Below are 17,294 nucleotides of genomic sequence, written 5' to 3'. Positions count from 1 at the left end.
GTCTATGAGGACAAGATTACAGTTCTGCTTGAGATCTTATTGCGGCTGCATCGGACGGCAAGACTGTCCGCCGCGCGACCCTTTGGCGGTCGGCTGACCGTTCGGCGAACCGAGCTCACCGGAATCGTTGTCGGACAGGCCAGGAATCGCGAACACGGCGGTGTTCACCGGGATGCGATTCACGTCTTGCGACAGCGTGATCAGGCCATTGGCCAGATCGAACGGCACGGAGCCGCTCGGCAGCACCGCATTTCCCGCCAACGTATAAGTGCTTTCGTAAGCAAACTTGTACGACAGGTCGGCCGCGCTCGTGTTCAACGGCATGACACCGTCGATGCTCAGCGTCTTCGTGTTGGAGACGGCCGAGGAGCCCGTCTTCAGGATGTTGATGCCGATCGCGTTGGCGGTCGTGGGAACCGTGCTCTCGAGTACGCTGGAAGAAGCGGCCTCGAAGACGTGGTCGCTCAGGCCCACCGCGGTGTCGGTGGCGAAGGCGAAGTTGTCACCGCAACCGGCGCGTGTGAATTCCACACCCGCGGCCACCTGCGTGCCCGAACCGGGTTCGCGGCGAACGATGTTGATCGCGGCCAGGGTACTCGGGCAACCCGCAATGGACGGCCGAATCGTGCACCAGTTCGTGATCGTCTTCGTGAAGATGCCGGTGAGCTCCGACGAGGTGAGATTCGTCAGCGCGGCATCGTCCGTGAAGCTGTCAGCGGTCGCCGGATTGTTGTTGACGATGATGCTGAACACCTGACCGAATCCCTGCGAGGCGGTGCTGCTGATCGCCTTGAGACGATCGACAACCGGCGCCGCCGCCGAGAACTTCTGCGTGGGGCCGTTCGGCTTCGCCGGGTTGTTGGTACCCGTGAACAGCTTCGGTTCGACGTCGGCCGTGCCGAGCTGCGTCTGGCGATTGGCGAGACCGGCGATTGCCGCCGCTTCGCCGTCGGTCAGGATGTCGTAGCCCGCGACCGCGCACTCGTGCACGCGCACGAGAACGCTGTCAACCGTGGTCAGGCTCGAGGTGTTGTTGCACGTCGTGCCGGTACCGAGATTGAGCTGCTTGATGCCGACGAAATCCGGGCCGATGTTGTTGCCCACGATGGAGTCGACCACCGAGCGCTGCGCGATCGAGTACGGACCCCAGGCCGAGCCGCCTTCCGAGCGGTAGTACACCAGCACGTTGGTGCTGGCGGAGCCGCCCAGAGTTTCGCCGATCGAGCCTTCGCCGGTGTCGCCCACCGTCGTGCAGCTATAGGCGCGGAAGTCCTGGTTCGAGGTGGGCGAAGCACGATACAGATCGAGCGAACCCGACGCGCACACGTCGGAGTTCATGAGCTGCAGGAACGCGGTGCGCTGCGCGGAAGCGCCAGCGACCGTCAGCACGTTCGGCTGGCCGGACGCGTTGGCCAAGCCACTGGTGGTCGCGAAATCGAGAGCCGACGCAGTGCCGGTGCCCAGCGCCATGGCGACCGCGGCCGCGATTGAAAGGGAGCGAGTGGAAATCATCTGAATATTCTCCTAACTATGTTCGATTGGAAGGCGCGCGATCAGGCGGCCTTCGCCTTCTTGCGACGCGCGACACCGGCCAGACCCGCGAACGCGGAACCGAGCAGGTACAGCGCCGGGGGCAGCGGAACGGCCGCGACCGACGACAACGTGCCGTCCATGCTCAGCTGCAGGTCGGTGGCGACGAACAGCCGCGCGCGGGCCGTGCCGCTATCGGCGGTGTTCACCAGCACGAACAGATTGGCGGTCGCACCGAGATCGTTCTCGCTCGACGTGCCGGCGCTGCCGAACCAGCCGGTCGCACCTTCGTACAGGCCGCCAGCGGAGCCCCACAGACCGTCCACCTGCGTGGAATTCTGAGGTCCGCTATCGGGCAACGCGCTGTTCAGGTCACCCAGCATGGTGTTCACCTGCGACCAGGAACCGTTCAGCGAATTGTTGTTCGGCAACTGGTTGTTGGCCGTGAACTCACGCTGCGTGGTCGTCACGTAACGCTGCGAACCGGGGCCAATGCCATTCTGGGAGGACGCCATGATCGTCCACGAGTAGGTCGCACCGGCCGCACCCGCATTGAAGAACGCGGTCAGATTGGCATCCGGACCGATGGGCGACGGAATGGTGAACGGGATCGACTGCGCGAAGGCATACGTACCGTTCGCCGCCGCCTGGGTGAGCACGCTGTCGACCGTCAGGTCGAGGCCGCGCGCATAAACCCGGTTCGGATTGGCACCCGGGGTTGTGTCACGAATGAACAGCACCAGGTTGCTGCCGGTGGGTGCGGTTGGTAGAGCGATGTCTGCCTGCGCCAGCCCGCCACTCAGGGCGAGCGCCGCGACGGCGGAAAATTTCCAGATAGCCTTCATGCAATATCTCCTGTCGATTGTTTTGAGACCCAAGTACGTCGTCGGGCCCGGTCCCCATTCACCTGAGTTACCCGACGGCTGGGTGCGAAACTAGAGTTCGCATATGACAGTTCGGCAAAGAAAACGTGAAGTGTGTCGTGTCGTTATGTCGCCCGTCGGCGTCGCAGACGAATGTATGACACTTGCAGACGGGCGCTGGCGTGCGCCGTAATCTAACTACATTGCGCCGTTTCGGCGCCAGATACCTAACTATCTTGACGCGGGGCGCGCGGGGCGCGCGCGGCGCGCGACCGCGGAAAACAGCAGCATTCCGAGCACCGCCAGCAACGTGCGCGGGTCGAGCGAGCCGCTGCCGCCGCCGGCACCACCGCCAGACGCCGGACGCACCTCGACGGTGATGGTTTTCGCGGTATCGCCGCCGCTGCCGGTGCAGGTGAGCGTGTAGGTGGCCGCCGTCGTGAGTGCCGCCGTGCGCTCGGTGCCGCTGGCCGCCTTGGCGCCCGTCCAGCCGTTGGAAGCCGTGCAGCCGGTGGCGTTGGTGGCGCTCCAGCTGAGCTCCACGGAATTGCCGGTGATTGCCGATCCGGGTGTAGCGGTAAACGTGACCACGGGCGCCGGCGGTTTCTCCGCAACCGAAATGGCGTAGGTGCCGAAACTTTCGTTGGCTTTCGGCCGGGCGATGACGTTGATGAAATAGTTGCCGGGCGTGGCGCTGAAATCGAACTTGCCCGGGCCGAAAATGAGGCCGACCCGTTCGCTGCCGCGCGTCACGGCGGCTGCGAGATCGTCAAATCCCGCAGGAAACCCCACGTCGGACAGTGTCACGTCGTAGCGCGCCGCGGCCGTGACGCTGACTTTGCGCGCGGTGAACAGCTGACCCACGCCCTGCGTGGTTTCGATGGACGTTGCGCCGCCGCCGTTCGGAACGAGGTCCACGCCGAACAAGCCGCCCGACGGAGTCGCGCGCGCGAATACCAGCAACTGTACGCGGCCGGCACCCGTCGTCACATCGAATGCGCCCGGCACCATCAGTGGCGTACCAAGCACGCTGCCGTTCTGTGTCGCGGCGATTCCCACGGAGGTGAACGCCGCCGGAAACTGATAATCGGCCAGGCGCAGCTTGTAGGTTGCCGCGACCACCGGGCCATCGAAGGTGTAAGGCGTTACGCCGCTGCCTGGCAATGCCACCGGCAACACGCCGCTCAGCACCGCGGGCTGTCCCTGCGGCTGGATTTGCGCGCGCATGCTGCCCGCGCCATCGGTCAACGTGGGCTCCAGGAAACCGAACGCCTGATGGAGCCCGGCGACCGCAGTGAAAGCAGTAGTGCCAACGGCGTTCGTCGAGGCAACGCTCTGTCCGTCGCGGAGCACATGCGCTCCCAGATGCGCGGCCGCGGCCGGAAACCCCAGGTCGCCGACGACCAGCTCGTGCGCGCCCGCTGCCAGCACCTTCTCGCCGAGCAGCGCGACTCCGGCAACGCCCACGTTGCGCTCGAACGGCACGCCGCCGCCACTCACACGCAACGAATACAAACCACCCGCGGTGGATGACAACGGCTCGGCGATCGCGAACACGTGATACTGGCGGCCCGCGACCAGCGCGATCGTCTGCTGGGCCGGATTGCCCGCCACGCCGTCGAGCGCGGCCAGCAACGGGCCACCCTCTTCCACGACGGCTGCGATCAATGTCGTCATGGCCTGCGGCCAGACCAGATCGCGCAGCACCACGTTGAAGTTGCCGCTCAGGGGGACGGTGAACGAGGCGTCGAATACATACTGCCCGGAATTCGGCGCGCCGGGAGGCGGCGCGAGAACGTCGACGAACTCGTCGATCACCGCGGTCGCGCCCGCCGCGCGTAACTGAACTCTGAACAATCCCGCCCCCGGCGCGCCGCCCGGCCGGCCCGTGACACGCACGACGTGGTCGCCGACTTCGGTCGCGGTGAAAGCCAGTACACCTGGATCGGTGCGCGGAATTCCCAGCACGGTCTTGCCACGCGTGATCGCCAATCTTATTTCCGCAAGAGGCGCGGCGGGCGCGCCCAGATCCGTCAGGACGAGTTCGTAGTTGCCAGCTGCGGGAATACTCATCACGCGTTCGACCGGCGCGGGCGCGTTGTCCGCGCCCACCGTGCGCACTTCATCGAGCAACGAGTTTTGCGCGAAGACAGTTCCGTGAGTCAGCAGCGCGAACGCCGCCAACAGCCTGATCGGGTTCTTCATTCTGGCCTCAGCTGCTGCTGCGTTTGAGATTCTCGAGCGCGGCGCGCGCGGCCTCGCGCCCCGAGAAATTCGCGTCGTCCTTCAGCACGGTTTCGAGATTGCCGCGCGCCTTCGCGTGCTGGCCGGCCTCGATCTGCGCCATGGCGAGGTGATACCGGATCACGCGCGACTCCGGTGCGCGACTTGCCGCGCGCTCCAGCAACGGCAACGCGTCGTTCACGTCTCCCGCCTTCAGGCGCACCCAGCCGCTCGTATCGAGAAAATTGCCCTGCTCCGAATTGGCGAAACCTGCCGTAAGCTGCTTGGCGCGCTCGAGACTCGCCTTGTCGGTGCGGTGGCTGACCAGCAGCATCGCCAGGTTGTTAGCCGCGATTTCCTGGCGCGGATCCCGCCGAACCACGGTGTCGTACAACGCGATGGCCGCGTCGGGTTTGCCCTGCTGCTCGTAAATGCCGGCCAGGTCGAACACCAGCTCGGGCGCATAGTCGGTCGCCTTGACCCCGGTTTCGTAGGCGGCCAATGCGCCTTTCTGGTCGCCCAGCGAACCCATCGTCAACGCCAGGTTGCGATACGGCACCGGCCATTTGGATTGGTCGACGATCGCCTGGGAAAACTGGTCCGCCGCTTCGCGGTTGGATTTTCTCGCGACCAGCAACTCGCCCAGCAGATTGCGAGCGATCACGTTGCGCGGCGATTTCTCGAGCAGCGCCCGAATGCGTTTCTCGGCATCGGCGGACTTGTCCTGCGCGAGATCGAGCCGCGTCAAGGCCACCTGCGCATCCATGGCCTCCGGCTGCAGCTCGAGCGCATGCGTGAGCTCGCGGCGCGCGTCGTCGGCACGGTTCTGCGCCAGGGCAATGACACCCGCGAGATACGGCCCGCTGGACGCTTCCGCGCGCAGCGTTTTCAGATCTTCGGCCGCGGTGCGTGCGGCGGGCAAATCGCCGGTCGCGATGTAGGCGCGCACCAGCATTTCGCGCGCGGCAGCGTCGGCCGGCTGCTGGTGCACGGTTTCCTCGAGCAGCGTCACCGCCTGGGGGGCGCGATTCGTTTGCGTGAGCAGCTGCGCGAGATCGATGCGGATCGCAGCATCGTTCGGTGTCTGCCGCAGCGCCTCGCGCAGCGCGTCCTCGGCCAGCGCCGGTTCGCCGTTCGCCAGGTGGGCGCGCGCCAGCGCGCGACGTACGATGTGCGCCTGGGGCTGCTCGCGCAGGACGGTGCGCAGGTCGGCGATCGCCGCCGCGGGATCGTTGCGCTCGAGCGCGAGGTTGCCACGCAGCGTGAGCGCGTCGAGATCGCGCGGATTTTTCTTCAGCACCTCGTCGATGGTCTGTTGCGCCTCCGCCAGTTTTCCGCTGGCGGCCTGCATCGAGGCGATGCGGTTGCGCGCGACGAGAGATTTCGGGCTCTCTGCGTCCCGATCGATCATCTGCCGATAGACGGCAACTGCTTCTTCATTGGCGCCGGTCCGCTGCAGCAGCGCACCCAGACCGAGCCGCAGGTCATCGTTGTCCTGGTCCGCGGCGATGAAATCACGCAGTGTTTTCTCGCCCTGCTCGCGCGAGCGTTGACTCGCGACGAAATCGACCAGCTGCAATTTTGCCTGGTCGTCGGTTGGCATCGCCTTGACCGCATCCGCCAGGACCTGCTGCGCGTCGTCGAGGCGCCGCGCGCGCGCCAGGTAGAGCGCGAGGCGCGTACGCCGGGCGAGCTCATTGGGCCGCAGCTTGATGACTTCGCGCATCTGCTCTTCGGCCTTGGCCCCCTGATCGGACGACGCGTACATGTTCGCCAGCACTTCGCGCAGGTCCACCGATTTCGGATTCCGTTCGACCGTCTCCCGAAGCAAGGCTTCGGCGCGCGCCGGATCGTCGGACTGCTGGTAGAGCGCCGCGAGGATGGCGACGGCATTTTCGTTTTGTGGCGCCACTTTGTGCGCCAGCTCGGCGTCCGCGAGTGCGCCTGGCTTGTCCTTCTGGACCACCCGCACGGCCGCCCGCACGGCCAGCAGATCCGCGTCCTGCGGAGTTTTCGCTAGCCCCGGCTCGAGCAGCTCGAGCGCCTGCGCCGGATCACCGGCAAACAACATGATGCGCGCTAGCGCGGCGCGCGCGGCAACGTTGTCCGCATCGTTGGCCAGCGCTCCACGAAACGCGCCCACCGCCGCCTGGTAGTCACCGCCGAGCTCGGCCACGCGCCCGGACAACACGCGCGCCTCCACGTTCTTCGGATCGATCTGCAGGGCGTTGCGGAATTCGACGCCGGCCTTCTGGTAGTTCGCATCGTCGAGGTACTGCTTGCCCTTTTCGATGTGCGAGGCCATGCGGGATTGCGCACCACCGCACGCGGTCAGTGCGGTGGCGAGGAAAACGACAGCGCAAGCGAAGCCGAGGCGCCTCAGGCAACCATGGATCATCTGTGAAAATCCCCGACTATTATTGGTCGGGCGACTCTATAAACGGGTCGTGACCAACGTGTGACACCGTACCTACATTGCGATTGCGGCAAAGCCGCGCAGCGCCACGGCCGCGAAGGTCAGCGCGAGAACGGTGCGCGGCAGAGGTCGCCGCAGCTCGACACCCAGAAGTAGTTCGACCGCGTAGAGCAGCACGACGGTTTTGGCGATTCCGCCGGTGAGCGCGGCCGGCAGCTGGACCGGCCCCGGCAGCAGCGGCACGACCACGGCGACGAACACCACCAGCATGTCGAGCGATGTGATCTCGAACCCCTGCTGCCTGGCGAATGCGAATCGCAGCAAGGCGGCGGCACCGATCGCGCCCACCACCGCCCAGCTCAAGGTGTGCCAGCCGTTGGCGGCCAGCGGCGAGGTCTGATCGAGATAGACCAGCAGCACCACCGCGACATACGCGAGCACGCGTTCGATCCAGGGGGCGGAATCGAGCCGGCGGCGCGCGCCGAATGCCAGCGCCACCAGCAAGGCGGCGCACAGGATGCCGAGATCCATGCTGATTCTGCCCGCGGCGGCGATGGCCGTGGCCGCGTATACCACGATGCCGAGCCCCATGATCCAGATCGTCAGCGCATCGAGCATGGCGGAGCGCACCCGCCGCAGGCGCGCGATCAGCGCGCTGACCAGCGGCAGCGCACGGCCCGAGTGTGCGCGCCAGGCGGTGACGCTCGCCCAGTGCAGCGCCGACAGCGCCGTGATCGCAAACAGTACGAACACACCGAAGATGACGACATCCGACTCGAAGCGCAGGAAATACGCCACCAGGAACAGCACTACTTGCAGCAGGTACACCAGCGTCACCGCCTCGGCATGTGCGAACCCCAGCCCGAGCAGCCGGTGATGCAGATGATTGCGGTCGCTCGAGAAAGGCGAGCGACCGCTGCGCACGCGATTCCACATGACAGCCGCGGTATCGAGGATCGGCAGACCTAACAACAGCAGCGGCAGGCCGGCGCTCACGGACGTGGTCTCACCCTGGGTGGCGAGAATCGCCAGCACGCCGATCGAATATCCGAGCAGCTGGCTGCCGCTGTCGCCCATGAAAACCTGCGCCGGATGCGTATTGAAGCGCAGGAAGCCGAGGATGGCGCCGCACTCGATGAGCGCGATCGTCACCACCAGCATGTTGCCGCTGACGGAGGCCAGCAATGCGACGGCGCACAGGCACAGCAGCGACATGCCGCCCGCCAGTCCATCGAGCCCGTCGGAAAGGTTGACCGCGTTGGTCACGCCGACCAGGAACAGGAACGTGAGCGCAGTGCCGACCCAGTGCGGCAGCGCCAGCCGCTCGGTGATGGTCACGCTCTCGATGCGCACCTCTCCCAGCCACATGCAGAGCACGACGGCGAGAATCTGGCCGACGAACTTCGCGCGATAGTCGAGCGAGACGCGATCGTCCCAAACGCCGAAGGCGACCAAGGTGATCGCACCCGCGAGGAATCCGGTCAACGGACCTTCGAGCGGCTGGGTAATCAACACCGGCACGAGGATGCCGACCGCCATGGCGACACCGCCCACGCGCGGGATCGGCGTGAGATGCACCTTGCGCGGCCCCGGCCGGTCGGTGAGGCCGAGGCGCGGCGCGAGCCGCACCAGCGGCGGAATACAAGCCGCCGCCAGCAACAACGCGAATATGAATTGCAGGAACACCGGCACCAGCGAATCCTCTTGAACCACGCTTCCGCGAGGCGCGCGGCAAGGTAACCCGCTCGTTACGACATTGTGATGACGCGTCTTACACCGGCAGCCCGCGCGCGCGCCGCTGCAATTCGAAGTACTTGCAATCGATCATGTATTCGTACCAGGCGCGCAGCAGGCTGAACGTCAGGCCGGCGCGGCCCTCGATGATTCCGCCGCGAAAAAAATACAGCGCAACGAATACCAGCAGCGGCCGGCCGGGCATGCGGTACAGCGTCGCCTTGAGCGCGCGGCGCCGCTGGACGGAATCCCCGGAGAACAGCTCCGCGGCTCGCCCGCCCGTGCCGCCCGCGATACGCAGCTTCGCCTCCATGGTCGAATAACGATCGTGCTTTTCGATCCAGGCTGCGAAACCCTTGTTGAAAGGAAAATGATGCAGGTGCGATTCGAGCTCTTGCACCGCGCCGTCGGCGTGATATTCCTCATTGATGGCGCGCTCGACGCGCACTTTTCCGGGCCGCACCAGCCGGCCGAACCAGGTCGGATATCCGCTGCTGCCGCGAATCCAGCGGCCGAACAAATGATCCTTGCGGCGCATGCGAAACATCGCGAGGTTTTCGGGCGCGGCGGCCGTCGCGGCGAGCATCTCGCGCTGCAGCTCCACCGGCACGCGCTCATCCGCGTCGAGCATCAACACCCAGGAGTGCCGGTAGGCGACCTCGTGCAGCGCGAAATTGCGCTGCTTCGCATAGTCGTCGAAGGCACGCCCGACTACTCGCGCGCCGTATTGCGCGGCGATGTCGGCGGTGGAGTCGACACTGAGCGAATCGACGATCACGACGTCGTCGCACCAGCGCACCGATTCGAGACAGCCGGCGAGATTCGCTTCTTCGTTGAGCGTGAGGACCAGGACCGAGATGCTCATCCGCGCGTTTCCAACGGGCGCGTGCCGATGACGCGGGCCGGGTTGCCGGCGACGATCGCGCACTCCGCCACGTCGCCGACGACCACCGCGCGTGCGCCGACCAGGGCGCCCGCCCCCACGGTCACGCCGGGGCCGATGAACGCCTCGGTACCGATCCACGCGCCGGCCATCAATTCGATCGGCGGCTTCAGCAGCGGCAGTTTCGGATCGTTGAAGTCGTGCGTACCCGCGCACAAGTGCGCGCGATACGACACGGTGCAGTGCGCGCCGATGCGTACACGGCCGAGGCAGTAGATATAGGCCTGATCCCCGATGGCAGCCCAGTCGCCAAGCTCGAGGTTCCACGGCATCGCGATGTAAGTGCCCGGATACACATGGGCCTCGGCGCCGACCCGCGCCCCGAACAGCCGCAACACGCCGCGGCGCCAGCCGAAACAAGGCCGCGGACTCAGGCGCAACAGCCAGATTCCCGCCGCCCACATGACGCGCCGCAGCTGTTCGCCACGCGAATACTTGCGCGCCGCGCGATTGCCGGCGCTGTCGAGTACGAAGGGCGGAACTGGGCTGTTCATTACTTTCTTTAAAAATTCCCCGGGCCACATGCGCCGCCCCGGCGCGTCAGCGTTCCACGCCTTTCTTGCGATTGCATGACAGGTCCTGACGGGCCGGCGAAGTTTGTAACCGGATCGTCTTACGCATCCTGCAGGATGCCGACTCCTTCCGCACCGAACTACAAGAAGATGCTGCGTCTGCGCTTCTCGCCTCTGGCCTACCTGCTCATTGCGGTTGCTGCGTTGCTCACGGTCCTGCCGTACCGTGAAGCGCTTTCGCAGTTCGTCGACATCTGGAACCTGCAGCCAGAGTACAGCCACGGCGTGCTGATCCCGTTCCTGTCGCTGTATCTCGTCTGGCGGCGCCGCGAGGAACTGCGCGACCTGCCGTTCACCGGCTCATGGCATGGCCTGTGGCTGATCGGCTCGGGTGTGCTGCTGTGGCTGCTCGGCGAGCTTTCGACTATCTACTGGCTGGTGCAGTACGGCTTCCTGCTGGCGCTGTACGGCGCGGTCCTGTCGCTGACCGGCGGCAAGGTCTTTCGCAAATTGTGGATGCCGCTGGCGATCCTCGTCTTCATGGTTCCGCTGCCGGCCTTCTTCGGCAATTCGTTGTCGCTGCAGATGCAGCTGTGGTCGTCGTGGCTCGGCGTGGCCTTCATCCGCCTGGCCGGCATCAGCGTGTTTCTCGAAGGCAATGTCATCGACCTTGGCACGATGCAACTGCAGGTGGCCGAAGCCTGCGACGGCCTGCGTTACCTGTTTCCCTTGATGACGCTCGCATTCGTCATGGCACACCTGTTCCGCGCGCCGCTGTGGAAACGCGTCCTGCTGTTCGCGTCCAGCGTCCCCATCGCCATCCTCATGAACAGCCTGCGCATCGGCGCCATCGGCATCACGGTGGAGTACTGGGGACCGAAGATGGCCGAGGGGCTGCTGCACGATTTCGAAGGCTGGGTGGTCTTCATGTTCAGCACCGCGGCACTGGTCGGCGTCGCGTGGCTGCTGGTGCGCACATCGAAACCGCGCATCGACCTGCGCGATGCCTTCGCACAGCCGCCGGAGGCGAGTCCGGCGTCCGCCGGACCCGAACGCCAGCCGCTGCCGACGCCGTTCATCGGCGCCGTCGCGTTGCTCGGCGTCGCGGCGCTCGCGGCCTTCGTCATGCCGGCGCGCCTCGAAAGCGTGCCACCCAGGCTCACGCTGGTCGAATTCCCGACGCACCTGGGTGCCTGGCGTGGAGAGCGCGGCTCGCTCGACAGCGTCTATCAGGACGCGCTGCTGCTCGACGACTATCTATTCGCAAACTACCAGGACGGCAATGGGCACCCGCTCAATTTCTATGTCGCCTGGTACAACTCGCAGCGCGCCGGGCGCTCGGTGCATTCGCCACGTGCCTGCCTGCCCGGCGGCGGATGGATCATCCGTTCCCTCGAGCAGACGAAACTCGAGGCCGGCGCGGCCGGGCAGCTGGCCGTCAACCGGGCGCTGATCGAGCTCAATGGCCGGCGCCAGGTGGTCTACTACTGGTTTGAACAGCGCGGCCGGCAGCTCACCAACGAGTACCTGGTGAAGTGGTTCATATTCTGGGACGCACTGACGCGGCAGCGCACCGACGGCGCCCTCGTGCGCCTCTCCATTCCGCTCAGCGAGACCTTCGACGAACGGCAGGCGGACCAGTCGGTGGCGCGGTTCGCGGCGCAGGCCATGCCGGAATTGCGGCGCTACGTTCCCGACTGAGCGCGCGCCAGCAGCGGCTCGCCGCTCTCCGTCTGTTCCGGCAAAGTCGCCAACAGCGCCAGCCACGACTTGAGCGCGCGCTGGCTGCCGTGGCGGTCGACGGCCTGTGCGCGCGCATTTGCCCCGAGCCGCGCGAGTAGTTCGGGATCGGAGTGTAATCGGCGCAGCTCGCGCGCCAGCGTCTCGCTGTCGCCCGGAGCGACCACTACACCGGTGTCCGCCGCGCGAATCTCGCGCGCCAGCTCGCCATCGCCGTCGCCGATGAAGATAGCCGGCCGGCCTGCGGCCAGGATGCCGTAATACTTGCTCGGCACGATCAGCCCCTCGAGCGCGGGCAGCAGGCTCACCAGGTGCACGTCGGCGGCCGCCATGCTGGCGGCGAGCCGCTCCGCGGGCTGATGCGGCTGGAACCGGAAATTGTCGAGACCGGCGGCGGCGACCGCCTGCCGCAGCGCAGGCAGCAGCGCACCTCCGCCCGTGACGAGAAAAACGAACGCGGACGACTCGCGTAGCAGCAGCGCCGCGCCGAGGAACGTCTCGAATTCGTGCGCGCGGCCGAGGTTGCCCGAATAACCGACGACAAACCGGTCGTCGAGTCCGAGCGTGACGCGAATCGGATTGCCGATCGTGGGCTGGGGCGCGATTTCGGCGGTGTCCGCCCAGTTGGGAATCACGCGGATCGTGCTGGCCGGAATGCCGCGCGCCGCGAGCCGTTCCGCCATGCGCGCGCCGATCGCGACGTTGCAGGCCGCGCGCCGCAGGCTCGCATCGCGCAGGCGCAGCAACACGCGCGCCAGGAACGCCGGACGCACGGCGATGCCGAGCTCCTGCGCCACTTCCGGAAACACGTCCTGCAACCAGTTGACGAGGATCGCGCCGCGAGCCCGCGCAGCCAATGCCACCGGCAACGACAGCAACGGCGGGTCGGTCTTTGCGATGACGACATCGCCGGCATTCAGGATCTTGCGCAACCGCCACCAGGCGCCGATGTAAAAGCTGAGGTAGTCGAGCGCCCGGCCGGCGAGCGTGCCGCGGCCGCGGCGCGCGGTGTTCACGCGATGGACGATGACCCCGTCGACTTCAGCGTGCTCCGGCAGCAGCGCCGCCGGATCGTCGTAGAGCTGCCGTGACGTGACGACCGCGACCTGTTGGCCGGCGCGTTTCAGCCGGCACGCCAGGTCCGAGACCATGCGGCTGGTGGCGGACTCGTCGGGATGAAAGTAGCGGTTGACGAACACGAGCTTGCGCGGCGCATGCTGCTCTTCGAGCAGCCCGCCCAATCGGCGCGCGAACGCCGTTGCGGTGAAACAACCGTCTGCGGTCACGTTGGCGCTGGCCGCGGTGCGCAGCCGCGCGGCAAGATCGTGGTCGGTGAGTACGCGCGTGATGGCCGCCGCCAGCGCCGTGACGTCGCCATAAGCCACGAGCATTCCGGTTTCGCCGTCGCGCACCACGTCGATGGCGCCCTTCTCGCGCGCCGCCACCACCGGTGCGCCGAAGAACATCGCCTCGAGGAACACGATTCCAAAACCTTCCTGGCCGCTCGGCAGCACGAACGCGCGGCACTCCCGGTACAACGCGACGAGCTCCTGATCGCTGACCGCGCCCGGAAAATCGACCCGGTCGGCAACACCGAGCCTGCTGGCGATGCGGCGCAGAAATTCGCGATCGTCGCCGTCGCCGGCGATCACGTAACGCAACGATCGGTCGGCCAGCTGCGAGAAGGCCTCGAGCGTCGTGATGATGCCCTTCAGCCGGTCATGGCGCGAAAGCCGCGCAACCGAAAGGATGAATGGCGCCCGTGTGCGCGCGGCCTCGTCCGCGCCGAGCCGGCCCATCTTATCCACCCACAGATCCGCCAGCGCATTGGGGAAAATCGCGAAGCGCTCCGCCGGAATCTCCGGTGCCTGCGAACGGATCGAGCCGGCGGTGTAGTCGCTCACGCAGAGGATGCGGTCGACGCCTGCCAGGTGGCGGCGCCGCGTGCCACGGATGCGATCCCACACTTCGACGCCGTGCGCCACCAGCAACATGCGCGGCCGCCGGCGACGGAACAGCCGCGCGCTCACCGCAAGCTCGAGAAAATGCACGTGGCCGATGATCACCTCATCGTATGTGCCCGTTGCGATGGCGCGCACCGCGGCCGCGGCAAACATGGGTTTGTGGCGCGCAAAGGTGCGGATGCGCAGCGGCCCGTCCGCGCGGTACCAGCGCGCGCGCGCCGCCTCGTTGTCGGCGAGCGTGTAGACGTCGCAGTCGATGCCCAGCTGCTCGCAGGCCGCGAGCAGCGTGCGATTGAAGCGCTGGATACCGCCGTGCGCAAAAACCTCCGAGAGCAGCAGCAGGACGCGGCGCCGGCTCATCTTTCAGCCTGCCGGGCGCCGAGCGCGACATCGAGAACCGTGCGCAGCCGCGCTTCATAGGTGTGTTCGCGATGCGCGCGGCGCTGACCGGCAGCCGCAATCGCCCGCGCCTTGTCCGGATTCCTGACGTAGTGGCGAATCTTGGCGACCAGTTCGTCCGGCGTGCGGAAGGTTTCTATTTCCTCGCCGGGACGGAAATGTTCGGCGAGTACCGGCTTGAAATCCACGATCTGGAACGCGCCGATTCCGGCGAGCTCGAAGGCGCGGCAATTGAGGCCATCGACCTCGGCGTAGTGCAAAGTGTTGAGCGCCACGGTGGCAGCGCGTGCCGCGTGCACCTTCTCGTCGCCGCGCACCTCGCCGCGAAACACACCGGGCGGCAGCCGATCGACCAGCCATCCCGGCTTGTTGCCATAGACGCGCAGGTCGAATTCGCCGAGCGCGCGCAGGATCTCCTGCCGGTAGTAGTAGACCGTGCCGGCGATCATCACTTCGCAGCGGTATCGGGCCTGCTCGTCGGTACTGGACGCGAGCGTGCGGTGCACGCGTGGATTGCACGCTTCGGGTAGATAGTGAAACTGCGTCGCACGCAACATGCGCCCGAACTGCTCCTGCAGGTAACGGTCCTTGACGAAGACCGCGTCGTAACCGGCGCCGAGCAGATATTGGCGGCCGATCGTCGTCATCTGGTCCTGGCACCAGCAGACGATCGGTGCGCGCGTACGGGTGCGCAGCAGCGCAACGGTTTTGGGTGACAGCTGGTTGCCCAGCAGCACCAGGATCACCTGCGGCGCGAATTGCTCCACGACGCGCGCGAGGCGTCGCTCGATGCGCCGCTCCGGCTCGCGCAGCAGCAGGTTGCCGCATTTCTGCACGGCCTTCTGCCAAGGGCCGCGCGACCCGCCGAAACCGCTGGCGGCGAAAAAGTCCACCGTGCAACCGAGCGCGCGCGCGGCGTCGACCGTGTGCCATTCCATCGTGTCGTCGAAGTACTGGCTGCCAATCACCAGCACACGCGGCGCCGGCGAGAGCGCGGCGGGTACCGGCACGGGCGCCGGCAGCCTGACGATACTGCTCACGCCGCGCGCTCCGCGGTCACCGGCACGTCGGGCAGCGTCATGCCGCGCTCGTGCCGCGCCACATGACTCACCAGCATCAGCGCGGCCCAGAGCAGAGGATGCGCGTCGCGAGCGCCGCTGCAATGCAGTCGCAGCAGCTCCAGCAACTTCGGCCGATCGAGCGGCAGGCGGTTCATGGTGGACGTGTCGTTGAACAGCTCCTGCGCCCAGGATTTGAGCGGTCCGCGCAACCAGGCTGCCACCGGCACGCCGAAGCCCTTCTTCGGCGTGTACACCAGCTCCGCCGGCAGGTATCGCGCCAGGAGCTTCTTGAGCAGGTACTTGGTCGTGGCCCGCCGCAGCTTGTACTTGAGCGGCAGGCGCATCGCCCACTCGACCAGCTGGTAATCCGTGAACGGACAGCGCGCTTCGACCGAGTACGCCATGCTCGCGACATCGACTTTCTGCAGGTAGAGATTGGGCAGCAGGAACCCGGTGTCGAGCCGCATGCCGATTTCCGCACGGCGCAGATCCACCGCGAGGGACGCCGCGAATTGCGCGAACAGCTGACGCGAATCCGTCGCGACTGCGAGCACTTGCTCATCGAGCACCGGGCCGAAGTCCTTGCCTATGCCACGCAGGAAGTGAAACTGCTCGACTGCGGTTTCCGGCTGCAGCGCGCCGGCCAGCAGCTTGAAGCGATGATTGGGCAGCCGCCCCATCGCGCGACCGAAGAAGCGGCGCGTGTCGGGGCGCCAGTCATCGGCGGAACGCAGGCGCTCGAGCAACCCATAGTAATGGTAGCCGCCGAAGGCCTCGTCGCCGCCGTCACCGCTCAGCGCGACCTTGACGTGCCGCCCGGCAAGCCGCGCTAGCGCCAGCGTCGGAAAGGCCGAGCTGTCCGCAAACGGCTCGTCGTATTCCTCGACGAATTGCGGCAGCAGCGACAACAGGCTCGTGACACTCAGCGTCTCGGTCGTCTGCTCGATTCGCAGATGCCGGGCGATGCGCGCCGACGATTCACTCTCGTCGTAGTCGCTTTCGGCGAAGCCGATGGTGAAGGCGCGCGGTGGCGCATTCCCTTCCCCGCACATGCAGGCCGCGATCAGCGCACTGTCAACGCCGCCGGAGAGGAATGCGCCGAGCGGCACGTCGCTCATGAGCCGCAGGCGCACGGCGCGTTTGACGAGCTGGTCGAGCTCATCGAGCAGATCGTCCTCGGACCGCGCGCTCCACGACGGGTCGGGAACGAGGTGGCGAAAATCCCAATAGCGCACCACGCGCACGCCGCGCTCGTCGGCCAGTAGATAGTGAGCTGGCGGCAGTTTGCGCACGCCTTCGTGCAACGCGAGCGGCGCGGGGATGTAGCCGAGCTCGAGATACACACGCAAGGCATTGCCGTCCATCGGCGAATGCAGCCGCTCATCGAGGGCACGCAGCGCGCCGGGTCGCGAGGCAAAGGCGATCAGGGAGCCGCGTTCGGCGTAATAGAGTGGTTTGACACCGAGACGGTCGCGCGCCACGAACAGGCGTTTCTCCACGCGGTCCCAGATCGCAAACGCAAACATGCCGTTGAGTCGCGCGAGGCATTCCGGACCCCAGGCCTGGTAGGCCGCGAGCAGCGTTTCAGTGTCCGAGGATCCGCGCCAGCCACCCACCGGCGCGAGCTCGTTGCGCAATTCGGCATGGTTGTATATCTCGCCGTTGAAGGTGATCACATATCGCCCTTCGGCCGAGATCATCGGTTGATGCCCGGCCGGCGACAGATCGACGATGGCGAGACGCCGGTGCCCGAACAGGACGCGATCGTCCTGCCAGGTTCCGGCGCTGTCCGGTCCGCGGCGGCGCATGAGCTCGAGCGCGGCCTGCATGCGATCCGCATCCGCCGCAAGACCCTGGCTGTCGAACAATCCGGCGATTCCGCACATATATCCAGTTCCCGAGGCAGCGC

At 66.4% G+C, this 17,294-nt stretch carries 11 protein-coding genes; 1 reads left to right on the top strand and 10 read right to left on the bottom strand.

Features of this window, described 5'->3' with window-relative positions:
* Nucleotides 1-36: 36 nt before the first annotated feature.
* From WDO72_17305 to WDO72_17275, 7 genes are all read right to left on the bottom strand, one after another.
* A complete protein-coding gene (locus WDO72_17305; protein MEJ0087434.1) occupies nt 37-1,512 on the bottom strand; it encodes a hypothetical protein in 1,476 nt (491 codons plus the stop codon).
* Nucleotides 1,513-1,553: 41 nt separating this feature from the next.
* On the bottom strand, nt 1,554-2,375 hold the full coding sequence (locus tag WDO72_17300) for a VPLPA-CTERM sorting domain-containing protein (GenBank protein ID MEJ0087433.1): 822 nt from the start codon (nt 2,373-2,375) through the stop codon (nt 1,554-1,556).
* A 249-nt stretch (nt 2,376-2,624) separates the two neighbouring features.
* Nucleotides 2,625-4,598 (bottom strand): hypothetical protein, encoded by a 1,974-nt coding sequence (locus WDO72_17295; GenBank protein ID MEJ0087432.1) that lies wholly within the window; start codon nt 4,596-4,598, stop codon nt 2,625-2,627.
* Nucleotides 4,599-4,605: 7 nt separating this feature from the next.
* On the bottom strand, nt 4,606-6,921 hold the full coding sequence (locus tag WDO72_17290) for a tetratricopeptide repeat protein (GenBank protein MEJ0087431.1): 2,316 nt from the start codon (nt 6,919-6,921) through the stop codon (nt 4,606-4,608).
* Between the two features lie 165 nt (nt 6,922-7,086).
* Nucleotides 7,087-8,745, bottom strand: coding sequence for an MraY family glycosyltransferase (locus WDO72_17285; GenBank protein ID MEJ0087430.1), 1,659 nt, complete (start codon nt 8,743-8,745; stop codon nt 7,087-7,089).
* A gap of 58 nt (nt 8,746-8,803) precedes the next feature.
* Entirely contained in the window at nt 8,804-9,631 is an 828-nt protein-coding gene (locus WDO72_17280; GenBank protein MEJ0087429.1) for a glycosyltransferase family 2 protein, read from the bottom strand.
* A complete protein-coding gene (locus tag WDO72_17275; protein MEJ0087428.1) occupies nt 9,628-10,203 on the bottom strand; it encodes a putative colanic acid biosynthesis acetyltransferase in 576 nt (191 codons plus the stop codon). The genes WDO72_17280 and WDO72_17275 overlap by 4 nt, the downstream gene beginning before the upstream one ends.
* A 135-nt stretch (nt 10,204-10,338) precedes the next feature.
* Between WDO72_17275 and xrtD the strand changes: the two genes are divergently transcribed.
* Entirely contained in the window at nt 10,339-11,922 is a 1,584-nt protein-coding gene (gene xrtD, locus WDO72_17270) for a VPLPA-CTERM-specific exosortase XrtD (GenBank protein MEJ0087427.1), read from the top strand.
* On the opposite strand, the gene WDO72_17265 is transcribed toward xrtD, so the two are convergent.
* From WDO72_17265 to asnB, 3 genes are read right to left on the bottom strand one after another with little or no spacing between them, the layout of a single operon-like run.
* Nucleotides 11,907-14,285 carry a glycosyltransferase gene (locus WDO72_17265; protein ID MEJ0087426.1) on the bottom strand — a complete coding sequence of 793 codons (2,379 nt, stop codon included), beginning with the start codon at nt 14,283-14,285 and terminating at the stop codon, nt 11,907-11,909. The two genes, xrtD and WDO72_17265, sit on opposite strands and share 16 nt — an antisense overlap.
* The gene (locus WDO72_17260) at nt 14,282-15,364 is read right to left on the bottom strand and encodes a glycosyltransferase (GenBank protein MEJ0087425.1); all 1,083 of its coding nucleotides are present in this window, start codon (nt 15,362-15,364) and stop codon (nt 14,282-14,284) included. Before WDO72_17260 ends, WDO72_17265 begins: the two co-directional genes overlap by 4 nt.
* Nucleotides 15,361-17,271, bottom strand: coding sequence for an asparagine synthase (glutamine-hydrolyzing) (gene asnB / locus WDO72_17255; GenBank protein ID MEJ0087424.1), 1,911 nt, complete (start codon nt 17,269-17,271; stop codon nt 15,361-15,363). The genes WDO72_17260 and asnB overlap by 4 nt, the downstream gene beginning before the upstream one ends.
* Nucleotides 17,272-17,294 lie beyond the last annotated feature (23 nt).

Source organism: Pseudomonadota bacterium, assembly GCA_037200975.1.
Lineage (GTDB): Bacteria > Pseudomonadota > Gammaproteobacteria > Steroidobacterales > Steroidobacteraceae > CADEED01.
The sequence above is the reverse complement of the archived record's forward strand: the minus strand, read 5'-3'. Positions and strand labels throughout refer to the sequence as shown.